This window comes from Amycolatopsis sp. NPDC050768, assembly GCF_040654155.1.
Lineage (GTDB): Bacteria > Actinomycetota > Actinomycetes > Mycobacteriales > Pseudonocardiaceae > Amycolatopsis.
Map to the genome: position 1 here is coordinate 85,119 of NZ_JBFAHL010000004.1, position 22,975 is coordinate 108,093.

At 72.4% G+C, this 22,975-nt stretch carries 20 protein-coding genes and 1 pseudogene; 14 read left to right on the top strand and 7 right to left on the bottom strand.

The window, feature by feature from the left end; genetic code table 11:
• The first annotated feature begins 45 nt into the window (after window positions 1–45).
• From AB0H62_RS13445 to AB0H62_RS13465, 5 genes are all read left to right on the top strand, one after another.
• Window positions 46–2,937, top strand: coding sequence for an alpha/beta fold hydrolase (locus AB0H62_RS13445; RefSeq protein WP_360586120.1), 2,892 nt, complete (start codon window positions 46–48; stop codon window positions 2,935–2,937).
• Complete coding sequence (locus AB0H62_RS13450; protein ID WP_220242017.1) at window positions 2,934–3,872, top strand: ABC transporter permease subunit; 939 nt, start codon at window positions 2,934–2,936, stop codon at window positions 3,870–3,872. Before AB0H62_RS13445 ends, AB0H62_RS13450 begins: the two co-directional genes overlap by 4 nt.
• A 55-nt stretch (window positions 3,873–3,927) precedes the next feature.
• Window positions 3,928–4,680 (top strand): enoyl-CoA hydratase/isomerase family protein, encoded by a 753-nt coding sequence (locus AB0H62_RS13455; protein WP_360586122.1) that lies wholly within the window; start codon window positions 3,928–3,930, stop codon window positions 4,678–4,680.
• A 108-nt stretch (window positions 4,681–4,788) separates the two neighbouring features.
• On the top strand, window positions 4,789–6,192 hold the full coding sequence (locus tag AB0H62_RS13460; RefSeq protein ID WP_360586124.1) for a S28 family serine protease: 1,404 nt from the start codon (window positions 4,789–4,791) through the stop codon (window positions 6,190–6,192).
• 118 nt (window positions 6,193–6,310) lie between these two features.
• The gene (locus AB0H62_RS13465) at window positions 6,311–6,706 is read left to right on the top strand and encodes a VOC family protein (protein ID WP_220242020.1); all 396 of its coding nucleotides are present in this window, start codon (window positions 6,311–6,313) and stop codon (window positions 6,704–6,706) included.
• A 30-nt stretch (window positions 6,707–6,736) separates the two neighbouring features.
• Here AB0H62_RS13465 and AB0H62_RS13470 read toward each other — a convergent pair whose 3' ends face one another.
• The 3 genes and pseudogenes from AB0H62_RS13470 to AB0H62_RS13480 all read right to left on the bottom strand — a co-directional run bounded on the left by AB0H62_RS13470 (window position 6,737) and on the right by AB0H62_RS13480 (window position 10,733).
• Window positions 6,737–7,096, bottom strand: coding sequence for an MmcQ/YjbR family DNA-binding protein (locus AB0H62_RS13470; RefSeq protein ID WP_360586127.1), 360 nt, complete (start codon window positions 7,094–7,096; stop codon window positions 6,737–6,739).
• A gap of 136 nt (window positions 7,097–7,232) precedes the next feature.
• On the bottom strand, window positions 7,233–9,392 hold the full coding sequence (gene uvrB, locus AB0H62_RS13475; protein WP_220242022.1) for an excinuclease ABC subunit UvrB: 2,160 nt from the start codon (window positions 9,390–9,392) through the stop codon (window positions 7,233–7,235).
• Window positions 9,393–9,473: 81 nt separating this feature from the next.
• Window positions 9,474–10,733: pseudogene (locus AB0H62_RS13480) on the bottom strand (DUF5685 family protein).
• A gap of 108 nt (window positions 10,734–10,841) precedes the next feature.
• On the opposite strand from AB0H62_RS13480, the gene AB0H62_RS13485 reads away from it, so the two are divergent.
• From AB0H62_RS13485 to AB0H62_RS13495, 3 genes are all read left to right on the top strand, one after another.
• Window positions 10,842–11,360, top strand: coding sequence for a DUF402 domain-containing protein (locus tag AB0H62_RS13485; RefSeq protein WP_360586129.1), 519 nt, complete (start codon window positions 10,842–10,844; stop codon window positions 11,358–11,360).
• 141 nt (window positions 11,361–11,501) lie between these two features.
• Window positions 11,502–12,407 (top strand): ABC transporter ATP-binding protein, encoded by a 906-nt coding sequence (locus tag AB0H62_RS13490; RefSeq protein WP_360586131.1) that lies wholly within the window; start codon window positions 11,502–11,504, stop codon window positions 12,405–12,407.
• Between the two features lie 14 nt (window positions 12,408–12,421).
• Window positions 12,422–13,159, top strand: a complete 738-nt coding sequence (locus AB0H62_RS13495; protein WP_220242025.1) for an ABC transporter permease — start codon at window positions 12,422–12,424, stop codon at window positions 13,157–13,159.
• Between the two features lie 175 nt (window positions 13,160–13,334).
• Here the strand turns inward: AB0H62_RS13495 and AB0H62_RS13500 are convergent, their stop codons facing one another.
• On the bottom strand, window positions 13,335–13,532 hold the full coding sequence (locus tag AB0H62_RS13500) for a hypothetical protein (protein ID WP_360586134.1): 198 nt from the start codon (window positions 13,530–13,532) through the stop codon (window positions 13,335–13,337).
• Here AB0H62_RS13500 and AB0H62_RS13505 point away from each other — a divergent pair.
• From AB0H62_RS13505 to AB0H62_RS13525, 5 genes are all read left to right on the top strand, one after another.
• A complete protein-coding gene (locus tag AB0H62_RS13505) occupies window positions 13,520–14,674 on the top strand; it encodes a glycosyltransferase family 39 protein (protein WP_360586136.1) in 1,155 nt (384 codons plus the stop codon). The two genes, AB0H62_RS13500 and AB0H62_RS13505, sit on opposite strands and share 13 nt — an antisense overlap.
• A 94-nt stretch (window positions 14,675–14,768) precedes the next feature.
• Window positions 14,769–16,295 carry a glycosyltransferase family 39 protein gene (locus tag AB0H62_RS13510; protein WP_360586138.1) on the top strand — a complete coding sequence of 509 codons (1,527 nt, stop codon included), beginning with the start codon at window positions 14,769–14,771 and terminating at the stop codon, window positions 16,293–16,295.
• Window positions 16,292–17,638: a sensor histidine kinase gene (locus tag AB0H62_RS13515; protein ID WP_360586140.1), complete on the top strand. Its 1,347-nt coding sequence runs from the start codon at window positions 16,292–16,294 to the stop codon at window positions 17,636–17,638. The genes AB0H62_RS13510 and AB0H62_RS13515 overlap by 4 nt, the downstream gene beginning before the upstream one ends.
• A complete protein-coding gene (locus tag AB0H62_RS13520; protein WP_220242029.1) occupies window positions 17,635–18,261 on the top strand; it encodes a response regulator transcription factor in 627 nt (208 codons plus the stop codon). Before AB0H62_RS13515 ends, AB0H62_RS13520 begins: the two co-directional genes overlap by 4 nt.
• 21 nt (window positions 18,262–18,282) lie before the next feature.
• Window positions 18,283–18,858: an HD domain-containing protein gene (locus tag AB0H62_RS13525; protein WP_220242030.1), complete on the top strand. Its 576-nt coding sequence runs from the start codon at window positions 18,283–18,285 to the stop codon at window positions 18,856–18,858.
• Window positions 18,859–18,862: 4 nt separating this feature from the next.
• Here AB0H62_RS13525 and thrS read toward each other — a convergent pair whose 3' ends face one another.
• Both thrS and coaE read right to left on the bottom strand, forming a co-directional pair.
• Window positions 18,863–20,137 carry a threonine--tRNA ligase gene (gene thrS, locus AB0H62_RS13530; RefSeq protein ID WP_255638182.1) on the bottom strand — a complete coding sequence of 425 codons (1,275 nt, stop codon included), beginning with the start codon at window positions 20,135–20,137 and terminating at the stop codon, window positions 18,863–18,865.
• A 119-nt stretch (window positions 20,138–20,256) separates the two neighbouring features.
• On the bottom strand, window positions 20,257–21,444 hold the full coding sequence (gene coaE, locus AB0H62_RS13535; protein WP_220242032.1) for a dephospho-CoA kinase: 1,188 nt from the start codon (window positions 21,442–21,444) through the stop codon (window positions 20,257–20,259).
• A gap of 215 nt (window positions 21,445–21,659) precedes the next feature.
• Here coaE and AB0H62_RS13540 point away from each other — a divergent pair, with 215 nt between their 5' ends.
• A complete protein-coding gene (locus AB0H62_RS13540) occupies window positions 21,660–21,875 on the top strand; it encodes a hypothetical protein (RefSeq protein WP_220242033.1) in 216 nt (71 codons plus the stop codon).
• Between the two features lie 98 nt (window positions 21,876–21,973).
• On the opposite strand, the gene AB0H62_RS13545 is transcribed toward AB0H62_RS13540, so the two are convergent.
• Window positions 21,974–22,963 carry a DJ-1/PfpI family protein gene (locus tag AB0H62_RS13545; RefSeq protein WP_220242034.1) on the bottom strand — a complete coding sequence of 330 codons (990 nt, stop codon included), beginning with the start codon at window positions 22,961–22,963 and terminating at the stop codon, window positions 21,974–21,976.
• Between the last annotated feature and the right edge of the window lie 12 nt (window positions 22,964–22,975).

Genomic DNA, 22,975 nt, shown 5'->3' on the forward strand with positions numbered 1-22,975 from the left:
GAGCCCCGCGCGCGGCTCTCAGCGAAGCTCAAATAACGTCAGCACGTGCCCCGAATCCCGTTGCCGCGCACGCGCGGTGCCCGGCTGACCGCGCTGGCCGCGGTCGTGGTGGTCGTCGCCGCCGTCGTGGCCGTCTGGACCACGAGCGGCTCGCAGCCCTCGCCCGTCCGGACCCAGGACGCCTTCCTGCAGATGCCGGCAGCGCCCGGCTCGGCCGAGCAGGTCCGCATCGACACCACCACCTACTACCCCGACAAGACCCCCGCCCCCGCCGTGCTGCTGGCCCACGGTTTCGGCGGCGACAAGTCCAGCGTGGACCCCCAGGCCCGTGAGCTGGCCGAGCGCGGGTTCGTCGTGCTGACCTGGTCGGCGCGCGGTTTCGGCCGCAGTACCGGCAAGATCGGCCTCAACGACCCCGACGCGGAGGTCGCCGACGCGAGCCGGCTCATCGACCACCTCGTCGCGAGCCACGACGTCGCCACCCGCGCGGGCGGCGCGCCGGAGATCGCCGTCACCGGCGCGTCTTACGGCGGCGCGCTGTCGCTGCTGCTCGCCGGCACCGACAAGCGCGTGGCCGCCGTCGCCCCGGTGATCACCTACAACGACCTGGCCCAGGGCCTGATCCCCAACGCCGGCGCCACCGCGCCGCCCGCGGCGAAGACCCCGGCGGCGGGCGAGTTCGCGCCCGACGGCGTGTTCAAGAAGAGCTGGGCGGGCATCTTCTTCTCCTCCGGTTCGGGCGCGCCGAGTGCTGGTGCGTCCTCTTCGGCCGAGGCTCCCGAGGCCGGGCAGGAGACCGACGGCAACGGCGGCTCGGTCGGCGGCACCGGAGGCACCGGCGGCGGCATCGATCCGCAGGCGGCCACCACCCCGGTCGCCGGACAGGCCCAGCCGCGTCAGGCGCCGGCCGCGGACCCGTGCGGCCGCTTCACCGCCCAGGTCTGCCAGGCGTACACGGAGCTGGCGACCACCGGGAAGGTGAGCGCGCAGACCGTCGCGCTGCTGCACCGCGTCTCGCCCGTGTCCGTGACGGACAAGATCACCGTGCCGACGCTGCTCGTGCAGGGTGAGAGCGACACGCTGTTCGGTCTGGACCAGTCCGACGCCACCGCGCGGCAGATCGCCGCGGCGGGCGGCAAGGTCCGCACCATCTGGTACACCGGCGGCCACGACGGCGGCGTCCCCGGCCCGCAGCTGCGGGCGAAGATCGGCGACTTCCTGTGGTCGGCGCTGACCGGCGACGGCGACGCGGGCACCGGCTTCAGCTACGACGTGCAGGGCACGCTGCGGGCCAACGGCGCGCCGTCCGTGCGGACGGTCAGCACCGACGCGTACCCGGGCCTCGCGGGCGCGGGCACCGAACGCCGCCAGGTCGCGCTCGCCGGTCCGCCGCAGCCCGCCGTGCGGCCCGCGGGCGCCAACCCCGCGGCCGTGAGCGGCATCCCCGGCCTCAACGGGCTGGCGGCGGGTTCGTCGCGGCTCGCGCCGTTGTTCAGCACCGACCCGCCGGGCCAGGCCGCGCAGTTCCGCAGCGCGCCGTTCGACAGCCAGGTCCTGATCGCGGGTTCCAGCACCGTGCGGCTGCAGGTCGCGACCGACCCGGCGCACCCGCTGCCGGAGGCGGTGCTGTTCGCCAAGCTCTACGACGTCGGCCCCGACGGCACCCGCGTGCTGCCGGCCAACGCCGTCGCGCCGTTCCGCGTGGCGAACCTGCCCACGAACGGCACCCCGGTGGACGTGACGGTGACCCTGCCGGGCATCGTGCGCCCGATCGAGGCCGGGCACTCGCTGCGGCTCGTGGTCGGCACCACGGACCAGTCGTTCTCGACGCCGACCGCGCCGGGCGTGTTCCGCATCGCGCTGGCGTCGGGTTCGTCGCTCGCCGTGCCGGTCGTGCCCGGGACGTCGGTGGGCACGCCGGCGCCGAAGGGCCAGCTGATCGGCATCGGCGTGACACTGCTCGTCGGCATCGTCGCGCTGCTGTTCGCCGCGATCCGCCGCCGGCGCGCGCACGACGTCGACCCGGACCTGGCGGGCACGCCGCTCGTGATCAAGGGGCTGCGCAAGCAGTACGCGGGCGGGTTCGTGGCTGTGAAGGACCTGTCCTTCCGCGTCGAGCCGGGCCAGGTGCTCGGCCTGCTCGGCCCGAACGGCGCCGGCAAGACGACGACGCTGCGCATGCTGATGGGTCTGATCACGCCGACCGAGGGAGAGATCCGCGTGTTCGGCCACAAGATCTCCCCCGGCGCGCCCGTGCTGTCGCGAATCGGGTCCTTCGTGGAGGGATCCGGGTTCCTGCCGCACCTGTCGGGCAAGGCGAACCTCGAGTTGTACTGGGCGGCGACCGGGCGACCCGCCGAGAAGGCCCACTTCTCGGAAGCGCTCGAGATCGCGGGCCTGGGCGACGCGGTGAACCGCCGCGTGAAGAACTACAGCCAGGGCATGCGCCAGCGCCTCGCCATCGCGCAGGCGATGCTCGGCCTGCCGGAGCTCATGGTGCTCGACGAACCCACCAACGGGCTCGACCCGCCCCAGATCCACCAGATGCGCGAGGTCCTGCAGCGCTACGCCGCGACCGGGCGCACGGTCGTCGTCTCGAGCCACCTGCTGGCCGAGGTCGAACAGACGTGTTCGCACGTGGTCGTGATGCACCGCGGGACGCTCGTGGCCTCGGGCGAGGTCGGCGAACTGGCGGCCGCGAGCGGCGAGGCGACGTTCCGCGTCGGCGACCCGGCGGCGGCCTCGGCGGCGCTCAAGGGCATCGGCGGCGTCACGGACATCGACGTCGAGGGTGACCTCGTGCACGCGAACCTCGACGGGCTCGCGCGCGCCGACGCGGTGGCGGCACTCGTGCGCGCGGGTGTCGCGGTGGAGCAGGCCGGGCCTCGGCGCCGGCTGGAAGACGCGTTCCTGCAGCTGGTCGGAGACAACTCATGAGCAACACCAACGGTTCGGGCGGGGTCCACACCGACCCCGCCGCCCTGCGGGAGCTGAGCGAGCTGGCGACGGCCGAGCAGGCGGAGGTCGGCCCGGACGGCGCCGTCGCCGGCTACCGCGCCGAGCGCACGCTGCGCCTCGGCGTGGAGCTGAAGCGGCAGTTCAAGCGGCGGCGCACCCAGCTGGTGCTGGGGTTCGTGGCGATCCTGCCGTTCATCCTCGTGATCGCGTTCGAGGTCGGGCAGTCGAACCCGAACCGCCGCTCGGGCGGGTTCGTGGACCTCGCGACGGCGAGCGCGCCGAACTTCGTGGTGCTCGCGCTGTTCGTGTCCGGCACGTTCCTGCTGCCGATGATCGTGGCGCTGTTCTTCGGCGACACGATCGCGAGCGAGTCGTCGTGGTCGAGCCTGAAGTACCTGCTGGCGATCCCGGTGCCGCGGCACCGTCTGCTGCGACAGAAGGCGATCGTGTCGGGCCTGCTGTCCGCCGCGGCGCTGGTGCTGCTGCCGCTGGTGTCGCTGCTGGTGGGCGTGATCTGGTACGGCGCGGGTGACGCGATCAGCCCCACGGGCGACGCGGTCACCTTCGGCGACAGCATGATCGCGCTCGTGCTGTCCACTGTGTACATCATCGTGCAGCTGGCGTGGGTGGCCGGGCTGGCGCTCCTGCTGAGCGTCTCCACCGACGCCCCGCTGGGCGCGGTGGGCGGCACGGTGCTGGTGGCGATCCTGTCGCAGATCCTCGACCAGATCACCGCGCTCGAGGGGCTGCGCAATTACCTGCCCACGCACTTCTCGTTCGCCTGGATCGACCTGATCTCGACCGACATCGACTGGTCGGACATGGCGAGCGGCGTGCTGTCGTCGCTCATCTACACCACGATCTTCCTGCTGCTGGCCGGTCGCCGGTTCGCGACGAGGGACATCACGAGCTGACGGGCGAGTCCGGCCGCCCCGCGCGGGCGGCCGGACGCCGGTAACGTCTCCTCGCGTGACCATCCACCTCGCAGTCGAAGACGGCGTCGCCGTGCTCACGCTCGAGCACGGCCGCGGCAACACCCTCGACACCGCCACCTGCCAGGAGCTCGTGCTCAAGCTCGAGGAAGCGGCCGACGGCGCGAAGGCCACGGTGCTGACCGGATCGGGCGACATGTTCTCCGCGGGCGTCGACCTGCTCAGCATCGACGCCGGCGGCGCGAGCTACGTCGGCGAGTTCCTGCCCGCGCTCTCCGACGCGCTGCTGGCGGTCTTCGGCTTCCCCCACCCGCTCGTGGCCGCGGTCAACGGCCACGCGATCGCGGGCGGGATGGTGCTGGCCGCGGGGTGCGACCACCGTGTCGCCGCCACCGGCCCCGGGCGCATCGGCGTGACCGAACTGCTCGTGGGCGTGCCCTTCCCGCTGGCCGCGACGGAGATCCTGCGCTGCGCGTACGGCACGAACCCGCTCGCCGCGCTCATGTACAGCGGCGCCACGCTGACCATCGACGACGCCCTCGCCCGCGGCCTGGTCGACGAGGTCGCGGCGCCGGAAGAGGTGCTCGGCCGCGCGCGTGAGCTCGCAGCCCGCCTCGGCGAGCTGCCGGCCGACGCGTTCGCCCACACCAAGGCGCAGCTGCGCCAGCCCTACCACGAGCGGATCGCGGAGAACCGGGCCGCCGACGACGCGCACGTGGACCGGATGTGGCGGTCGGAGCGGTCACTGGCGAACGTCAAGTCCTATGTGGACCGTGTGCTGAAGCGCTAGTTCCGACCCTACGGAAGTCGGCGCCCGACCGGATGGTGCGCCTTGCCGGGCACGGCCGGGTCTGTGAGGATCCGGAAGTTGATCTCGGGGCCGTCGAGGGGGAACCACGTGCGCAGGCTGCTCACCGTCTTGTCCACCGCTGTGCTGGCTGCCGTGGGGCTCACGCCGGTCGCGAGCGCGGCCGGCGAGGAGGACATCACGGCCGCCCTCGCCACGATCCCGGGCCTCACGGTGGTCAAGGAGGATCCGGCGCCGGCGGGCTACCGATTCTTCGAGCTGACGTTCACGCAGCCGGCCGACCACCGCCACCCGGACGGGCCGAAGTTCGAGCAGCGGTACACGCTGCTGCACCGCGACTTCTCCGCGCCGACAGTCGCGTTCACCAGCGGGTACAACGTGTCCCTTGCCCCGAACCGCTCCGAGCCGACGCGGATCGTCGACGGCAACCAGCTTTCGATGGAGTACCGCTACTTCACGCCTTCGCGGCCGCAGCCGGCGAACTGGTCGCATGACCTCACGATCTGGCAGGCCGCGGCCGACGAGCACGCCGCTGTGCAGGCGTTCAAGAAGATCTACCCGGGCAAGTGGCTCGCGACGGGCGGGAGCAAGGGCGGGATGACCGCCACGTACTTCCGGCGGTTCTTCCCGGACGACGTGAACGGCACGATCCCCTACGTCGCGCCCAACGACGTGATCGACCCGATCGACAAGTACAACCGCTTCCTCGCGAACGTCGGCGACCCCGCGTGCCGCGCTTCGCTCAAGGCGATCCAGCGAGACGCGCTGAAGCGGCGCGACGAGCTCGGCGAGCTGGCGAAGGCCGACGCCGCGAGCAAGGGGTACACGTTCACCACGGTGGGCTCGATCGACGAGTCGCTGGAGATCTCGGTGATCGACTCGTACTTCGCGTTCTGGCAGTACCAGCCGGCGTCGGCGTGCGCGTCGATCCCGAAACCGGGCGCGCCGGCGGGCGACGTGTGGGCGTGGTTCGAGCAGGTCGAGAGTCTCAACACGTACTCCGACCAGGAGCTCGAGCCGTTCGTGCCGTACTACTACCAGGCCGCGGTGCAGCTCGGCTCACCCGAGGCGTACGACAGCTACCTGCGCGACCTGCTGCGCTACCCGGGCACCGACGTGCCGTCGACGTTCGTGCCCGCGTCGGTGAAGCTGCCGCGCTTCGACTACCTGGCCATGCCGGATGTCGACGTCTGGGTGAAGGCGCACGGGCGGCAGCTGCTGTTCGTGTACGGCTCGAACGACCCGTGGGGCGCCGAGCCGTTCGAGCTCGGGTACGGCTCGCGCGATTCCTACCGCTACTTCGTGCCGGGTGGCAACCACGGCTCGACGATCGCGCAGCTGCCGGCCGCACAGTCCGCGGAGGCGACCGCGACGATCCGCCGCTGGGCTGGTCTGCCGGCTGCTTCTTCGCGGTCACTGGCGTCGGTTGCGGCTCCTGCGGGGTTCCCGGACTTCGACACGAACCAGGTCATGGCGGACCGCCCGCGCTTGTGAGGCGGGTGCGGTGAGTCCTTTGTGGATCTTGGCGGGATCGCTGCTCAGGTGAGGGCGGGCGGGGGCGCGAGGGCGTAGTCTCGGGCGCGCCCTGTCGGCCCGGTCTGAGGAGGCAGCCATGCCCCGGCCCGTCCACTTCGAAATCCACGCCGGCGACCCGCAGCGCGCGGTCGCCTTCTACACCGCCGTGTTCGGCTGGAAGATCGAACAGTGGGGCGAGGTCCCGTACTGGGTCGTCTCGACCGGCGACGGCGAAGGCATCGACGGCGGCCTCCTCCCCCGCCGCGGCCCCGCCCCCGCCGAGGACGCCCCGGTCTCCGGCTTCATCAACACGATCGAGGTCACCGACGTCGACGCCACCATCGACGCCGTGGCCAAAGCCGGCGGCACCATGGCGCTGGCGAAGGACCCCGTCCCGGGCGTCGGCTGGCTCGCGTACTGCAAGGACACCGAGGGCAACATCTTCGGCGTGCTCCAGCCGGACGAGAACGCCCCCGCCCCGTCCCGCCCCTGACCGCCCCCGTGACCGCTCAGTCCTGACCACTCAGGGGCGGCGCGCCTTGGGCAGCTTCGCCCGCACAGCCGCGTAGGAAGCGTCGAGCAGCTCGTTCAGCTCCTCGCCGGGCACCGCGGCGGTTCGGCTCGCGCCCAGATCCACGCGGTTCCACCCGTAGCGGCCGAGGTAGTCCAGCACGGCCACCGACTCCGGGTAACGCTCCCGCAGCTCGGCCGCCTCCTCACGCGTGCCGCCGCACTTGAGCCCCACCGAGCCCGGCCGCTCCAGCCCGATGAACGCGAAGGCCTTGCCCGCGACCTTCACCACGAGCACGTGCTCCCCGAACGGGTAAGCCTCCACGGCCCCGGGCTTGCCCAGGCAATGCTCGATCACCTCGTCGAGCCGCACCGCCGCTCACCTCCGTCGAGCAACCGGCAGCCCCGGCTCGGGCAGCCGCGCCCACCGCTCCCCCGGGGCCGGATCCGCCGGGCCGAACCGCCCGCGGCCCCGGCGCACCCGGAGGGCAGCGGGCCGCGGGAGGGCGTCAGCGGATGCCGGCCGCGTCCATGCCGCGCAGTTCCTTCTTCAGGTCGGACACCTCGTCGCGCAGGCGGGCGGCGAGCTCGAACTGCAGGTCGCGCGCGGCTTGCATCATCTGGTCGGTCATCTGCTGGATGAGGTCGGCCAGCTCGGCGCGCGGCATGCCCGACACGTCCTTGTCCACGAGCATGCCGGAGCTGCGCACGCGGTCGCCCTGTTCGGGTTTCTTGCCGCGCGAGGTGTTGCGGCCCGAGCCGCCGACGGCGACCGTCTGGTCGGAGTCGTCGGCTTCGCTGTAGACGCGGTCGAGGATGTCGGCGATCTTCTTGCGCAGCGGCTGCGGGTCGACGCCGCGTTCCTCGTTGTAGGCGACCTGCTTCGCGCGGCGGCGGTCGGTCTCGTCGATGGCGTGCTGCATCGAGTCGGTGATCTTGTCCGCGTACATGTGGACCTCACCGGACACGTTTCGCGCCGCGCGGCCGATCGTCTGGATCAGCGACGTGCCGCTGCGCAGGAAGCCTTCCTTGTCCGCGTCGAGGATCGCCACCAGCGACACCTCGGGCAGGTCGAGGCCCTCGCGCAGCAGGTTGATGCCGACCAGCACGTCGAAGTCGCCCGAGCGCAGCTGGCGCAGCAGCTCGACTCGGCGCAGCGTGTCGACCTCCGAGTGCAGGTAGCGCACGCGGATGCCGAGCTCCAGCAGGTAGTCGGTGAGGTCCTCGGCCATCTTCTTGGTGAGCGTGGTGACCAGCACCCGCTCGTCCTTCTCGGCGCGCTCACGGATCTCGTGCACCAGGTCGTCGATCTGGCCCTCGGTGGGCTTCACGACCACCTTCGGGTCGACCAGGCCGGTCGGCCGGATGACCTGCTCGACGAACTCGCCGCTCGTCTGCCCCATCTCGTACGGACCCGGCGTGGCCGACAGGTACACCGTCTGCCCGATCCGGTCGGAGAACTCCTCCCACGTCAGCGGCCGGTTGTCGACCGCGCTCGGCAGCCGGAACCCGAAGTCGACGAGGTTGCGCTTGCGCGACATGTCGCCCTCGAACATGCCGCCGATCTGCGGCACGGTCTGGTGCGACTCGTCGATCACGAGCAGGAAGTCGTCCGGGAAGTAGTCGATCAGCGTCGCGGGCGCGGACCCGGCCTCGCGGCCGTCGATGTGGCGCGAGTAGTTCTCGATGCCGGAGCAGAACCCGACCTGCCGCATCATCTCGATGTCGTAGGCCGTGCGCATGCGCAGCCGCTGCGCCTCCAGCAGCTTGCCCTGCTTCTCCAGCTCCGCCAGGCGCTGCTCGAGCTCCTCCTCGATGGTCTTGATCGCCTTCTCCATGCGCTCCGGCCCCGCGACGTAGTGCGTGGCCGGGAAGATCCGCACCTCGTCGACCTCACGCACGATGTCGCCGGTCAGCGGGTGCAGGTAGTACAGCTTTTCGATCTCGTCGCCGAAGAACTCGACGCGGATCGCCAGCTCCTCGTACGCCGGGATGATCTCCACCGTGTCGCCCCGCGCGCGGAACGTGCCGCGGGCGAACGCGATGTCGTTGCGCGTGTACTGGACGTCGACCAGCGCGCGCAGGAACACGTCACGGTCGAGCCGCTCGCCGACCTTCAGCATCGAAGACCGGTCGAGGTAGGACTGCGGGGTGCCGAGGCCGTAGATGCAGGACACACTGGCCACCACGATCACGTCGCGGCGCGAGAGCAGGTTCATCGTGGCCGAGTGGCGCAGCCGCTCGACGTCGTCGTTGATCGACGAGTCCTTCTCGATGTAGGTGTCCGTCTGCGCGATGTACGCCTCGGGCTGGTAGTAGTCGTAGTAGCTGACGAAGTACTCGACCGCGTTGTTCGGGAAGAGTTCCCGCAGCTCGTTGGCCAGCTGCGCCGCCAGCGTCTTGTTCGGCGCCATGACCAGCGTGGGCCGCTGCACGCGCTCGATCAGCCACGCGGTGGTGGCCGACTTGCCCGTGCCCGTGGCGCCCAGCAGCACGACGTCCTTCTCACCCGCCCTGACCCGGCGTTCGAGCTCGTCGATGGCCGCCGGCTGGTCGCCGGCGGGCGTGTACTCGCTGATCACTTCGAACCGGCCGCCGGAACGGGGGACGTCGGAAACCGGCCGGAAGTCGGACTGCGCGAGGACGGGGTGTTCGGTTGCGAAAGCCACGTCCACCAGAGTAGGCCGACCCCCCGACAGTTTTCAGCCGAGGCGCCACCACAGGCCTGCTGACCTGGGCCGGAACCCTGTTCAGCAGCCGTCACAGCAGGCGCAGAGCAGCACGCACGGGTCGCAATCGCAGTGGTTCTGCCGCACCTTCCCGGTCCAGGGGCCCGGAAACGGATCGCGGCAGCAGAACTGGCAGCTGCAGCACATGTACGTCGCCACCGCGCAACCCGCGAAGAACCCACGCGGTCGTGACGGCACGGCGAACTTCGGCACCCAGCACCCACCGCCGTCACCGTCCTCGGGCCCGTCCCCGGGCTTGCGCTTCTTCTTCGGCGGCTTCGGCGGAGGCGGGGGCTGAGGCGGCGAAGCGGGCGGCCCTCACCCGGGCTGACCACCGGCCCAGGCACCTCCCGGCGCGGGCGGCACCCCGGGCGGCAGCGGTCCCGGTCCGAGCCACCCGGGCGGCGGCTCCTGCCGGTGCCCGAACGCCCGGGTCACGGCCTGGCGCAGCTCGTGCACCAGGAGCATGTGGACCAACGCCGGCTGCGCGAACGCCGCCTCCCGCACCGCGAGCCCGACCCCGAGCACCGCGTCCTCGGCGAGCCGCCGCGCCTCGGCGAGCCCGGTGCCGGTGACCGTCAGCGGGTTCCAGCTGCCCGCCGCGTCGTCCGCGGGCTGGTCCTCCACCGCGTCGAGCAGGTGCGCGACCCGCCCGAAGAGCCGCCCGGCCTCGGCGAGCGGCGCGACGTTGCCGGGCCGTCCCGCCAGCACGGCCGTCTGCGCGAACGCCGCCGACGCGGCCACCTCGGCCGGCTCGGTGACCAGCAGCAGCGAGTCCCCCGCGGTCACCTCGTGCTCCAGCGTGCCTTGCCGCGTCACCGCATCCACCAGCACCGCCGTGTCGAAGCCGATGCGCGCGCCCTGTGCGGCCCACCGGGCCGCGAGCTTCTTCGCCGGTGTTCGCAGCGCCGCCCGGCCGAGCGCACCATCGCCGTCGGCGACGTGGTCACCGACCTTGGCCGGCGCGAGCACCAGCGACACGGCCGCGGCGAGCTGCGCCCCGTCCCCTCGCGCGACGGACGCCGAACGCATCCCGCGCAACGCGCACGGCCCCGGGTTCCGGCGCCGGCCCGCGGCCTGTGCCTCCACGAGAGCGGAGATCACCAGCGAGTCGTAGTTCGTCACGACCCGCGCGAGGTGTCCGTGCTCGTCGCGCAACGCGAGGCACAGCCCGCACAGGTGCGCGAGCCAGTCGGCGTTCAGCCGCGCGGACAGCCGGTGCCGGCACGGCCGGATGATCCCTCCCCAGGTCCGGGCCAACCTAACCGGCGAACCGGACATCCGGTGCGGAAGTGGCCGAGCCGTGACCACCCCGGCAACCGGGTGGATTTCGCGGACACCCGGCCGCACGGACCGCTCCGGACGCCCCGCGCCCGGCAGGATGGGCGGATGACCGACGTGCACCCGCCGAAGGTGGAGAGCTTCGACCCGGCCGCCGGCGTCAACGTGGACCCCAAGGGCATCGAACGCGAGGTCGAGGAGTTCCGGACCGAGCCGTTCGGGCTGTACCTCGCGCGCCCGACGCCGGGGCGTGAGCAGTTCCGCTACCTCGAATCGTGGCTGCTGCCGGGCCTCGGCCTGCGCATCACCGACTTCTGGTTCAACCCCGGCCACGAACGAGACCAGACCTTCTATCTCGATGTGGTGCGCGTGCGCCGCGAAGGCACCCGGTGGTTCTCCACGGACCTCTACCTCGACCTCGTGCTCAAGGACAAGGTCTCCGTGCGGGTGATCGACTCCGACGAGCTGCTCGCCGCCGTCTCGGCGGGCCTGCTGCCTCAGGCCGACGGCGAGTACGCGCTCGAAACCGCCTACGCCACCGTGGAAGGGCTGGCCGCGCACGGCTACGACCTCGCGGCCTGGCTGTCCACAAAGGACATCACGGCCACCTGGCGCCGGCACCCCTAGGGGACCCCGGGTCCACCGATCGGTGGATGCTCGCCGCCTGGCGGTGGATGCCGGTTGTGGCCGTTCCGGCGATCCGCCGCACCCCTTCCTCACGGGACTCTTCTTCAGCACAGACGAAGAGTTCGAGAGGGGACGGCGGACATGCCGGTGATCGAGGTCCAGCACCTCCACAAGACCTACGGGGACAAGGTGGCGGTGGACGACGTGTCGTTCACCGTCGAGCGGGGCGAGATCTTCGGGATCCTCGGCCCGAACGGCGCGGGCAAGACCACCACGGTCGAATGCCTGGAAGGCCTGCGCACGCCCGCCGGCGGCACGCTGTCGGTGCTCGGGCTCGACCCGCGGCGCGACCGGCACGAGCTGCGCCAGCGCCTCGGCGTGCAGCTGCAGGAGAGCCGGCTGCCCGACCGGTTGCGGGTGGGCGAGGCGCTGGAGCTGTACTCGTCCTTCTACCGCAAGCCGGCGGACACCGAGCGGCTGCTCGGCCTGCTCGGGCTCACGCACCAGCGCGACACCGCCTACAAGAAGCTCTCGGGCGGGCAGCAGCAGCGCCTGTCGATCGCGCTCGCGCTCGTGGGCAGCCCCGAGATCGCGGTGCTCGACGAGCTCACCACGGGCCTCGACCCGCAGGCCCGCCGCGACACGTGGGACCTGGTCGAGGCGGTGCGCGACGAGGGCGTGACGGTCGTGCTCGTCACCCACTTCATGGAGGAAGCCGAGCGCCTCTGCGACCGCATCGCCGTGATCGACTCGGGCCGCGTCGTCGCCATCGACACGCCCGCCGGGCTGGTCCGCCAGGTCGGCGACGAGCAGCGCATCCGGTTCCGCCCGTCGGCGCCGGTCGACCTCGCACAACTCGAAGCGCTGCCCGACGTGCTCGAGGTCGAACGCCACGGCTCGCAGCTCGTGGTCACGGGGCGCGCCACCGCGCTGCAGACCGTGACGTCGTTCCTCGCCCGCAACCAGGTGCTCGCGGGCGACCTGCGCGTGGACCAGGCGAACCTCGACGACGCCTTCGTCGCGCTGACCGGCCGGAAACTGGACTGAGGGAACGAGGAGAAATGCTCACGAAGATGACCGCCGTCGAGGCGAAGCTGTTCCTGCGCGACCCGGGGGCACCCGTCACCGTGGTCGGCATCCCGCTGGCGCTGCTGCTCGTGTTCGGCCTGATGCCGGGTTCGAGCAAGCCCAGCGCCGAGTTCGGCGGCCACGCGCCGCTGCCGACCCTGATCGCGCCGATGGCCGTGGCGATCCTCATCGCGATGCTCGCGGTGATGATGTTCCCGGCCGCCGTGGCCACCTACCGCGAGAAGGGCGTACTCAAGCGCCTTTCGGCCAGCCCCGTCCCACCCGGACGGCTGCTCGCCGCACAGCTGCTCGTGAACCTCGCCGCCGCCGCGGTCGCGATCCTGCTCGTCCTGGGGGTGGGCAGGATCGCGCTCGGCATGGCGCTGCCGGAGAACCTCGGCGGGTTCCTGCTCGTGATGGTGCTCGGCGCGCTGGCACTGTTCTCCGTCGGCACGCTGATCGCGGCGCTCGCGCCCACCAACCGCGCGGCCAGCGGCATCGGCGCCGCGGCGTTCTTCCCGATGCTCGCGCTCGGCGGCGTCTGGGTGCCGAAGGAGCAGCTCCCGCCGGTGCTGCAGCACGTGGCCGACGTCCTGCCGCTGGGCGCGACCATCAACGGCCTGCGCGAAGCGGCCGCCGGGAACTCGCCCGAGCTGCTGCAGCTCGGTTCGCTCGTCGCCTTCGCCGTGGTCTGCTCGGCGATCGCGGCCCGCACCTTCCGGTGGGAGTGAGCATGTCCGTGACGACGCTGCCGGCCGCCCGGCGCGTGGCCGCCCCGTTCGCCCGTGTCCCGGTGTTCGTGCTCGCCGGCCTGCTCGGCGCGGCGCTGCTGCTCACCGCCGGCCGCTACGGCTACATGGGCGACGAGCTCTACTTCCTCGCCGCCGGCAGGCACCTGGCCTGGGGCTACGTGGACCAGCCGCCGATGCTGCCCCTGCTGGCGCGGGCCATGGACACGATCGCGCCCGGCTCGGTCTTCGTGCTGCGGCTCCCGGCGATGCTCGCGATGGTCGCGTCGGTGGTGTTCGCCGCCCTGATCGCCCGCGAGCTCGGCGGTCGCGCGAAGGCCCAGACCCTGACCGCGGCCACGTGTGCGGTCAGCACCGCAGTTCATCGCGTCGGGCCACTACCTGGCCACCTCGACGCTGGACCCGTTCCTGTGGACCGTGGTGATCTGGCTGCTGGTCCGCTGGATCCGCACCCGCAGCGACAACCTGCTGCTCTGGGCCGGGGTGGTCACGGCCGTGGCGCTGTACGTGAAGTTCCTGATCGGCGGCTTCTGGGCCGTCGCGATCATCGCGCTGCTGGTCTTCGGGCCTCGGGAGCTGCTGCGCCGCCCGAAGCTGTGGATCGGCGCGGCCATCGCGGTGGCCGCGCTCGTCCCGACGTTGATCTGGCAGGCGACGCACGGCTGGCCGCAGCTCGGCATGGGCGAGGCGATCTCGGCCGAGGTGGACCAGACGTGGGGCGGGCGCCTGCTGTGGCTGCCTTCGGCGCTGCTCACCGCCGGGTTCCCGATCGGGATCGTGCTCCTCTGCTACGGCCTGTGGCGCCTGCTGCGCTCGCAGCAGCTGATGCCGTACCGCTTCCTGGCGTGGACCACGCTCGGCCTGGCCCTGGTGTTCGTGGTGGTCAACGGCCGGTCGTACTACATCGCCGGCATGTTCGCGCCGTGCTGGGCGGCGGCCGCCGTCGAGCTGGAGACGGGCCGGGCCTCGCGCTGGTGGCGCTGGCTCGCGACCTGGCCGGTGTACGTCGTCGCGGTGCTACTGGCCCTGCCGATCTCGCTGCCGGTGTGGCCGAAGCCGTGGCTCGCCGCGAACCCCGCGCTGCCGTCGCCGACGTTCGCGTTCGCCGAGATCGGCTGGCCGCAGGCCGCGCGCTCAGTGGCGGACCAGTTCGCGAAGCTGCCCGACCCGGCGCACACGGCCCTGGTCGGCGAGTCCTACTGGTCAGCGAGCGCGCTCGAGGAGTACGGCCGCCCGCTGGGCCTGCCCGAGCCCGCGAGCCCGAAACGCGGCTACGCGACGCTGGTCGTGCCGCCGGACTCCGACACCAGCGTGCTCTATGTCGGCGCCGACCCGCGGCCGCTGCTCGGCCACTTCACCGACCTGCGCCAGATCGGAAAGGTCGACACCGGCACGGCCCTGCCGAGCGTCGCCGACGACACGCCGCTGTGGCTCGCCACCGGGCGCCGGCAGCCGTGGCAGCAGATCTGGCCGCACTTGGTGAACACGCACAGCTGACCCCGGTGTGCCCGGCGCCACACACCAGCCGGTGGCGCCGGGCCACGGCCCGTAGGGTGCCGCGCAGCGGGCCCGGACAGCAGCAGGGAGCACGATGGACGCCGTGACCACGGCAGGCACACCGACCAGGCACGACACGGCCGTCACCGAGTTCGCCCGGCGTCCGGTCGCGCTGCTCGCGGCCGGGACCGCGGCGATCCTGCTGGCCACGGCCGGCCGGTACGGCTACTTCGGCGACGAGCTGTACTTCCTCGCCGCCGGCAAGCACCTGTCATTCGGGTACGCCGATCAGCCCCCGGTGCTGCCGCTGCTCGCCGCGCTGATGGACGCGATCGCGCCGGGCTCGCTGGTGGTGTTCCGGCTGCCGGCGATCCTCGTTACCGCCGCCGGGGTCGTGGTGACCGCGCTGATCGCGCGTGAGCTCGGCGGCGGCCGGAAGGCTCAGACGCGAGCAGCCGCCGCGTACGCGATGTGCGGCCAGTTCGTGGGCAGCGGCCACTACCTCGCCACGTCGACGGTCGACCCGCTGCTGTGGACGCTGGTTCTCTGGCTTCTCGTCCGCTGGCTGCGCACCCGCGACGACAATCTCCTGCTGTGGCTGGGCCTGGTCACCGCCGTGGCACTCAACGTGAAGTTCTTGATCGGCGCGTTCTGGGCCATCACCGCCGTGACGGCGCTCGTCTTCGGCCCGCGCGAGCTGCTGCGCCGCCCGAAGCTCTGGGCCGGCGCGGGGATCGCCGCGCTCGCGTGCGTGCCGACGCTGCTGTGGCAGTCGCTCAACGGCTGGCCCCAGCTGGGCATGGGCGACGCGGTTTCGCACGAGGTCGCCGAAGCAGGCGGGCGCGCGGAGTTCCTGCCGGGTCTGCTCGCCGGCGCCGGACTCGTGATCGGCGCGCTCGGCGTCTGCTACGGCCTCGGTGTGCTGCTCGCCGCGCGAAGCCTGCGGCCGTACCGGTTCCTCGGCTGGACGGCGATCGGCGTGGTCGCGGTGTTCCTAGTCGCAGGCGGCCGCTTCTACTACGCCGCCGGCATGTTCCCGATCCTGTGGGCAGCCGCGGCCGTGCACCTGCAGGACCGCCGGCCCGCCCTGTGGTGGCGGTGGGTGCCGACGTGGCCGGTCTTTGTGCTGTCAGCGCTCTACAGCCTCCCGTACGCGTTGCCGGTGTGGCCGGCGCAGTGGCTCGTGGAGCACCCCGACGCACCGCATCCCGCGTACGCGACCGAAGAGGTCGGCTGGCCGGACCTCGCGACCTCCGTCGCGGACGTGTACCGGCTGCTGCCACCCGAGCAGCGCTCGCACACCGCGCTCGTGACCGCGGGCTACTGGCAGGCGGGCGCGCTCGACCGTTACGGCCCGGAGGCCGGTCTCCCGGAGGCCTACAGCGGCAGCCGCGGCTTCTGGTACTTCGGAAGGCCGGCCGACGACGCCGACACTGTGCTGTTCGTGGGCGCCGACCCCGCGAAGCTCGCGCCGCACTTCCGCGACGCCCGCGTCGTCGGCTCGGTGCGGAACCGCCTGGGCGTGCCCAACGCCAGCGAGCACCTCCCGATCTGGCTGCTCACCGGTCGCACGGAAAGCTGGCCGGTGGTCTGGCCCCAGGTGAAAGATCTGAAGGCATGAGGTCGGAAGACGCGCGGGACGTGAAGCTCGATTGGCGGGGCTCACTCCTGGCGCCCCTGTCACCGCGTGAAGGGGATCCTCCGCTGCGGTGGCACTCGTGGTTCAACCGCGCCGAGACGACCGCCCCGTTCGTGCTGCTGGCGATCCCCACCGTGCTGAGCCTGCTGCGGCTCGACCAGACGGGCGCCCACCGGCTCACCACGCTCGCGATCGCCGCCGGCGCCGCGGTGTGGCTCCTGCTGACCCACAAGCTGCCCAGCGACCGGGTGCGCGAGAACGCCGCCTTCGCGGCGCTGAGCTTCGTCGGCGTCGTCAGTTTCGGCTCGGTACTCGAAGCGCGCGAGACGTACTTCTTGATCTTCATGGTGCACGGCTTCTTCGCGGCCATGCGGTTGCGGCCGCTGGTGATGTCGATCCTCGGCGTGGCCGTCACGTCGCTGCTCATCAACACCGTCGCCAACGGCGGCCCGATCGAGGCGCTGGCCACGGCCCCGGCGATCTGGGTGACGCTGGTGATCGTGCAGACGGCCGCGATCGGCGGAGGCGGCGCAGTGTTCGCGGCCGTCGGCAGGCAGAGCGCCGAACGCAAACGGGCGCTCGACAAGCTCGCCGCCGCCGAGGCCGAAAACCGGGGCCTGCAACGGCAACTGCTCACCCAGGCGCGCGAAGCCGGCGTGCTCGACGAGCGGCAGCGGCTGAGCCAGGAGATCCACGACACGCTTGCCCAGGGCTTCACCGGGATCATCACGCAGCTCGAAGCCGCCGCCCAGGCCCGGGAAAACCCCGCCGAGTGGCAGCGGCACCTCGACACCGCGAAGGCGCTCGCGCGCGAGAACCTGACGGCGGCGCGGCGGTCCGTGCACGCGTTGCGGCCGGAGCCGCTGGAGTCGGCGACGCTGCCCGACGCGCTCGCCGAGGTGGCGCGGCTGTGGAGCGAGCGCACCACCGTGCCCGCCGCGTTCTCGACCACGGGCACGGCCGAGGCGCTGCACCCCGAGATCGAGGCGACGCTGCTGCGGATCACGCAGGAAGCACTGTCCAATGTGGCCAAACACGCCCGGGCCGGCCGCGTGGGGCTCACGTTGTCGTACATGGGCGACGAGGTCACGCTCGACGTGGTCGACGACGGCGTCGGCTTCGATCCCGAAAACCCGCCCCCGAGCGAAGGCGGCTTCGGGCTGCCCGGCATGCGAAGCCGCGTGCAACGGCTCGCGGGCACGCTGCACGTGGAGTCGGAACCCGCTGGCGGCACGGCGATCTCGGTGAACCTGCCCGCCGTGCCGGCTGCCACACTGGGCGGGCTGAAGGACGGCGGGATCGACCACGAGGGGGCGTCAGCATGACCGTCACGCTGCTCATCGCCGACGACCACCCGATCGTCCGCGACGGCCTGCGCGGCATCTTCACCGGCGAGCACGGGTTCGAGGTACTCGGCGAAGCCGCGAACGGCGCCGAGGCCGTGACCCTCGCGGTGTCGCTCAAGCCCGACGTGGTGCTGATGGACCTGCGCATGCCGGGTACCGACGGCGTCTCCGCCATCACCGAACTCGCCCGCCTCGGCAACCCGGCGCGCGTGCTGGTGCTGACCACGTACGACACCGACTCCGACGTCCTGCCCGCCATCGAGGCCGGCGCCACGGGCTACCTGCTCAAGGACGCACCGCGCGAGGAGCTGTTCCGCGCCGTGCGCGCGGCGGCCCGCGGCGAGGCCGTGCTCTCCCCCGCCGTCGCGAGCCGGCTCATGGGCCAGATGCGCGCGCCGGCGAAGGAGCCGTTGTCGCAGCGCGAGATCGAGGTGCTCACGCTCGTCGCGCGCGGCTCCACGAACAAGGACGCGGCGAAGAAGCTCTTCATCAGCGAGGCGACGGTGAAGACGCACCTGATCCACGCGTACGCGAAGCTCGGCGTGAAAGACCGGGCCGCCGCGGTGGCGGTGGCGTTCGAACGAGGCCTGCTCGGCGGCTGATTCCTGTGGTTGGCTGAGCGCATGTTCCCCGAGACGCCCGCCACCGCGGCCGCGCTGACCGTGGCCACGCGGTTCTGCTCGGCCGCGCTGCTCAACCACTCCGTCCGCTCGTACCTCTGGGGCGCGCACTACGCGGCCGCCCAGGGGATCGCCTTCGACGACGAGCTGTACTACGTGTCGGCCCTGCTGCACGACCTCGCGCTCACGGCCGAATTCGACAACCACGGTCTCCCGTTCGAGACCGCCGGCGGCCACCTGGCCTGGGTGTTCGGGGCCGCGGCGGGGTGGCCGGCCGAGCGCGCCGCGCACGTCGAGGAGATCATCCTTCTGCACATGCGCGACGACGTCGCCGCGACCGCCGATCCCGAATCCCACCTGCTGCAGGTCGCGACGAGCTGGGACGTCTCCGGCCGGCGCCCGGAGGAGTTCCCGCCCGACGTGCGGACGCCGATCCTCACGCACTACCCGCGGCTCGGCTTCGGCGCGGAGTTCCTGGCGTGCTTCGAGGACCAGGCGGCGCGCAAGCCCGACAGCGCGGCGGGCGGGGCCGTCGCGAGCGGGATCGCGGCCCGGATCGCCGCGAACCCGCTCGGCTGACGAGTCAGAGCCACAGCACCGCGCCGCGGGCGGCGACTCGTTCGGCGACCGCGGCCACGAAGTCCGCCGCCGGTAACGGATCCAGGCGCCGGGCGTCGCGCAGCCGGGGTGCGACGAGGTCCGCCTCGGCCTCCCGGTTGCCAATCACCGCCTGGTACGGCACGAGCCGGTGGTCCCGGATCCGCGCGCCCAAGCTCCCCTGGTCGGGCGAGGAGAGCTCCACCCGCAGACCGGCTTCCTGACCGCGGCGCACGAGCGCGCAAGCCCCCGGCAGCTCAGCCTCCGAGACCGGCAGCACCACCACCTGCACCGGGGCGAGCCACGGCGGCAAGGCCCCGCCGTGCTCTTCGAGCAGCTGCGCCATCGCGCGTTCCAGGCTGCCCAGAAGGCTGTGGTGCACCAGCACCGGCCGGTGGACGGCGCCGTCGGGGCCGACGTACCCGAGGTCGAACCGCTCGGGCTGGTGGAAGTCCACCTGGACGGTGGAGAGGGTGGCCGAACGCCCGGCGCTGTCGGTGACCTGGACGTCGACCTTCGGGCCGTAGAACGCCGCTTCGCCCGGCGCCACGTCGTAGTCGAAGCCCTGCAGCGCCTCGACGAGCAGGGCTTCGGCGCGCGCCCAGTGCTCGGCGGAGCCCACGTAGTCCCCCGAGCCGCCGGCGAGCGAGAGCCGGTAGCGCGCCGGGCGCAGCCCGAGGTCCGCGTGGACGCGGCGGATGCGCTCCAGCGCACCGCGGGCCTCGTCGGCGACCTGGTCGAGGCGGCAGAACAGGTGGGCGTCGTTGAGCTGGATCGCGCGCACCCGGCCGAGCCCGCCGAGCACCCCGGACAGCTCCGCGCGGTACATCCCGCCCAGCTCGGCGATCCGCAGCGGCAGCTCGCGGTAGCTGCGCGCTCGGGAGCGGTAGATCAGCGCGTGGTGCGGGCACAGGCTGGGCCGCAGCACGAGCTGCTCGCCGCCGACGTCCAGCGGCGGGAACATGTCGTCGCGGTAGTGCGCCCAGTGCCCCGAAATCTCGTACAGCTCGCGTTTGCCGAGCACCGGTGAGTACACGTGGCGGTAGCCCGCGCGGCGCTCGACATCGCGGACGTACTCCTCCAGCTCGTGCCGGATCACGGCCCCGTCGGGCAGCAGGTAGGGCAGGCCTGCGCCGAGCAGCGGGTCAGTGCCGAACAGGCCGAGCTCACGGCCGATCCTGCGGTGGTCGGGCATCGGGGTCTCCTCGTGGACGGCCGAGGCGGAAACCCGTGGGACACGACGAAGCCCCGGGGTGACCACCCCGGGGCTTGGTTCGCTCAGGTTTCAGCGCGCCGGGACGGTGTCCGGCGTCGTCGTGCTGGCCGAGCGCTGCATGCCGGCGACGCTAGCAGCGCCACCGCCGGCCGCGCACCCGGATTTCACGGCTGCCACGACGTCTGCTCGGCCCAGATCCCGGCGCGGGTGAACGCGTCGTTGACCCAGCCCTGCTTGGCGTCGGCGTAGTCCGCGACGGTGCCGTCGGCCGAGTGCTCGCGCGCGAGCTGCTCCTTCACCGCCGCGTACGCGTCGCGCTCGGCCGGGTTCGCGCGAATCCAGTCGCGGAACAGCAGCGCGAGGCGCCACGCCGGGGTCTCGGGCGTACGGACGTGCAGATTCACCGGGCGCTTCGGGTCGGCACCCACGTGGAGGCGCTTCGGCCACGGCGCGGCGGAGCCGTCCTGCGGGTCGTCCCACCAGTCGCCCTCCAGCCGGGGGAAGCCGGCGTCGGCCAGCGGTTCGGCGAGCGCGTCGGCGTCGGCCGGCGTGGGAACGGTCAGCTGCAGGTCGAGGACGTCCTTGGCGGGCAGGCCGGGCACGGCGGTGGACCCGATGTGGTCGGCGCGCAGCAGCCGCTCCCCCGCGATCTGCCGCAGGCGCGCGAGCCGGCGTTCGGCCTGCAACGGCCACGTCGGGTCGGAGGGCACGATCACGGGCGACATCGGCGGGCGCGGCTTGCGCAGCCGCAGGTTGGCCTCGAACGGCACCAGCCGGTCGGCCCACAGCGCGTCGACCTCGGCGAGCACGCCGTCCTGCGGGCCGCCGTTGTCGAGCCAGACGTCGGCGATCGCGCGGCGCTGCTCGTCGCTGGCCTGCGCGCGGATCCGCGCCCGCGCGTCGGCCTCCGCCATGCCACGCGCCTCCACGAGCCGGCGCACGCGGACCTCCACGGGCGCGTCGACGATCACCACGAGGTGGTACGCCGGCGCCAGGTTGCCCTCCACGAGCAGCGGGATGTCGTGGACGATCACCGCGTCGTCGGCTGCCTCGGCCATCAGCTCGGCCGTGCGCGCCCCGACGAGCGGGTGCACGATCCCGTTGAGGCGCTTGCGCGACGCGTCGTCGGCGAACGCCTTCGCGGCCAGCGCCGGACGGTCGAGCGACCCGTCAGCGGACAGGATGTCCTCGCCGAACGCCTCGACCAAGGCCGCCAGCCCAGGCGTGCCCGGCTCCACGACCTCACGCGCGATCCGGTCGGAGTCCACCAGCACGGCACCGTGCTCCGCGAACCGGTTCGCCACCGTCGATTTCCCCGCGCCGATCCCGCCCGTCAGACCCACTCGCAGCATGACCTCACCCTAGCCAGACCCGTGCGCCACCCGATCAGGGGACGTCAGAGCCCTGCACGTGCACTCGCACGGGTAGAGGCACACCCCAAGTCGAAAATCAAGGACATTGTCCGGAACTGGCTGACTGATCCGGGTGACACGCCGGGCGGCTCCCCGGATTTACCGGCGCGATTGCGTACCGTGCGCGGCGGAAGGGTCGCCCACACGGAGGAACGATGGCGGAAAAGCACGTCGGCAAGCACCGGCTCGGAACGCCGGGACTGGTGCACTGCGTCGGCTACCGCCCCGTGGCGGAAGCCCTCGCCGAATACCGGCGCACGTGGCTCAGTGCCCTCCTCGTACCCGCCCAGCACAGCTTCGCCGGCCTCCGCCGCCGCGCCCGTGCCGCGGCGCTGGAACGCATCTGGGTTCCGGTCGTCTCGACCTCCTAGCTTCGCCGCGCGCACGCCGTCACGTGACCCGGTCACCGCGGCGAGAACTTGGACCCGCACGTCGCGTGACTTCAGCTGTCCCAGGACCTTGCGCTGTGCTAGCGGCCCGCACCGGCCAACGCCGGTGTGCCCGTGGTCCGGAAGCGGGCCCGGTAGGCGCTCGGCGGCACACCCAGCTCCCGCGTGAACACCCGGCGCAGCGTCTCCGCCGAGCCGAACCCCGTGCGGCGCGCGACCACGTCGAGCGGGTCCGTGCCCGTCTCCAGCAGCTGCCGCGCGGCCTCCAGGCGCGTGCTCTCCACGAACCGGGCGACCGAGGTGCCCATCTGATCGCGGAACAGCCGCGTGAGGTGGCGGACGCTGACGCCCGCGTCGTCGGCGAGCAAAGACAGGCTGTGGTCGGCCGAAGGGTCGGCCGTGATGCGGTCCATGATCCCGCGCAGCAGATCGTTGCGCGCGGGCTGGGCCGCCAGGCGCACGCTGAACTGCGACTGCCCGCCGGGCCGCTGCAGGAACACCACGAGGTGCTTCGCGACGAGCCGCGCGGCCTCGGAGCCGAGGTCCTCCTCCACGAGGGCCAGCGACAGGTCGATGCCGGAGGTGACGCCGGCCGAGGAGATCACCGAACCGTCGCGCACGAAGATCGCTTCGCAGTCCACCTCGACGCCGGGGTAACGGCGCGCGAGCTGGTCGGCGAGCTCCCAGTGCGTGGCCGCGCGGCGGCCCTCCAGCAGTCCGGCGGCGGCGAGCGTGAAGGCGCCCGCGCACACCGACGCCGTGCGCCGCGCCTGGCGGGAAAGGCGGCGGACCTCGTCGAGCAGGTGCTCGTCGGTCACGGTGATCTGCCAGTTCGGGCTGCCCGGCACCACGAGCGTGCCGCCCTCGACGTCGACGTCCTCTAGCGCCACGTCGGCACCCAGGCGCGTACCGGTGGTGGTGCGCACGTCGGTGCCGCCCGGCGACGCGGTGAGCAGCTCGTAGTGCGCGCCGTGCTCGTTGGCCATCCCGAACACCTCGAGCGGCCCGGTCACGTCCAGGAGCCGCACCGCGTCGTAGACGACCACGACAACCCGCTCGCTTCGCTCCATGGCGCGCACCCC

Excerpts from the sequence above, each read along its gene's own strand:
- AB0H62_RS13450 (WP_220242017.1), top strand. The coding sequence starts at position 2,934 with ATGAGCAACACCAACGGTTCGGGCGGGGTCCACACCGACCCCGCCGCC.
- AB0H62_RS13465 (WP_220242020.1), top strand. The coding sequence starts at position 6,311 with ATGCCCCGGCCCGTCCACTTCGAAATCCACGCCGGCGACCCGCAGCGC.
- AB0H62_RS13485 (WP_360586129.1), top strand. The coding sequence starts at position 10,842 with ATGACCGACGTGCACCCGCCGAAGGTGGAGAGCTTCGACCCGGCCGCC.
- AB0H62_RS13490 (WP_360586131.1), top strand. The coding sequence starts at position 11,502 with ATGCCGGTGATCGAGGTCCAGCACCTCCACAAGACCTACGGGGACAAG.
- AB0H62_RS13495 (WP_220242025.1), top strand. The coding sequence starts at position 12,422 with ATGCTCACGAAGATGACCGCCGTCGAGGCGAAGCTGTTCCTGCGCGAC.
- AB0H62_RS13510 (WP_360586138.1), top strand. The coding sequence starts at position 14,769 with ATGGACGCCGTGACCACGGCAGGCACACCGACCAGGCACGACACGGCC.
- AB0H62_RS13515 (WP_360586140.1), top strand. The coding sequence starts at position 16,292 with ATGAGGTCGGAAGACGCGCGGGACGTGAAGCTCGATTGGCGGGGCTCA.
- AB0H62_RS13520 (WP_220242029.1), top strand. The coding sequence starts at position 17,635 with ATGACCGTCACGCTGCTCATCGCCGACGACCACCCGATCGTCCGCGAC.
- AB0H62_RS13525 (WP_220242030.1), top strand. The coding sequence starts at position 18,283 with ATGTTCCCCGAGACGCCCGCCACCGCGGCCGCGCTGACCGTGGCCACG.
- coaE (WP_220242032.1), bottom strand. The coding sequence starts at position 21,444 with ATGCTGCGAGTGGGTCTGACGGGCGGGATCGGCGCGGGGAAATCGACG.
- AB0H62_RS13540 (WP_220242033.1), top strand. The coding sequence starts at position 21,660 with ATGGCGGAAAAGCACGTCGGCAAGCACCGGCTCGGAACGCCGGGACTG.
- AB0H62_RS13545 (WP_220242034.1), bottom strand. The coding sequence starts at position 22,963 with ATGGAGCGAAGCGAGCGGGTTGTCGTGGTCGTCTACGACGCGGTGCGG.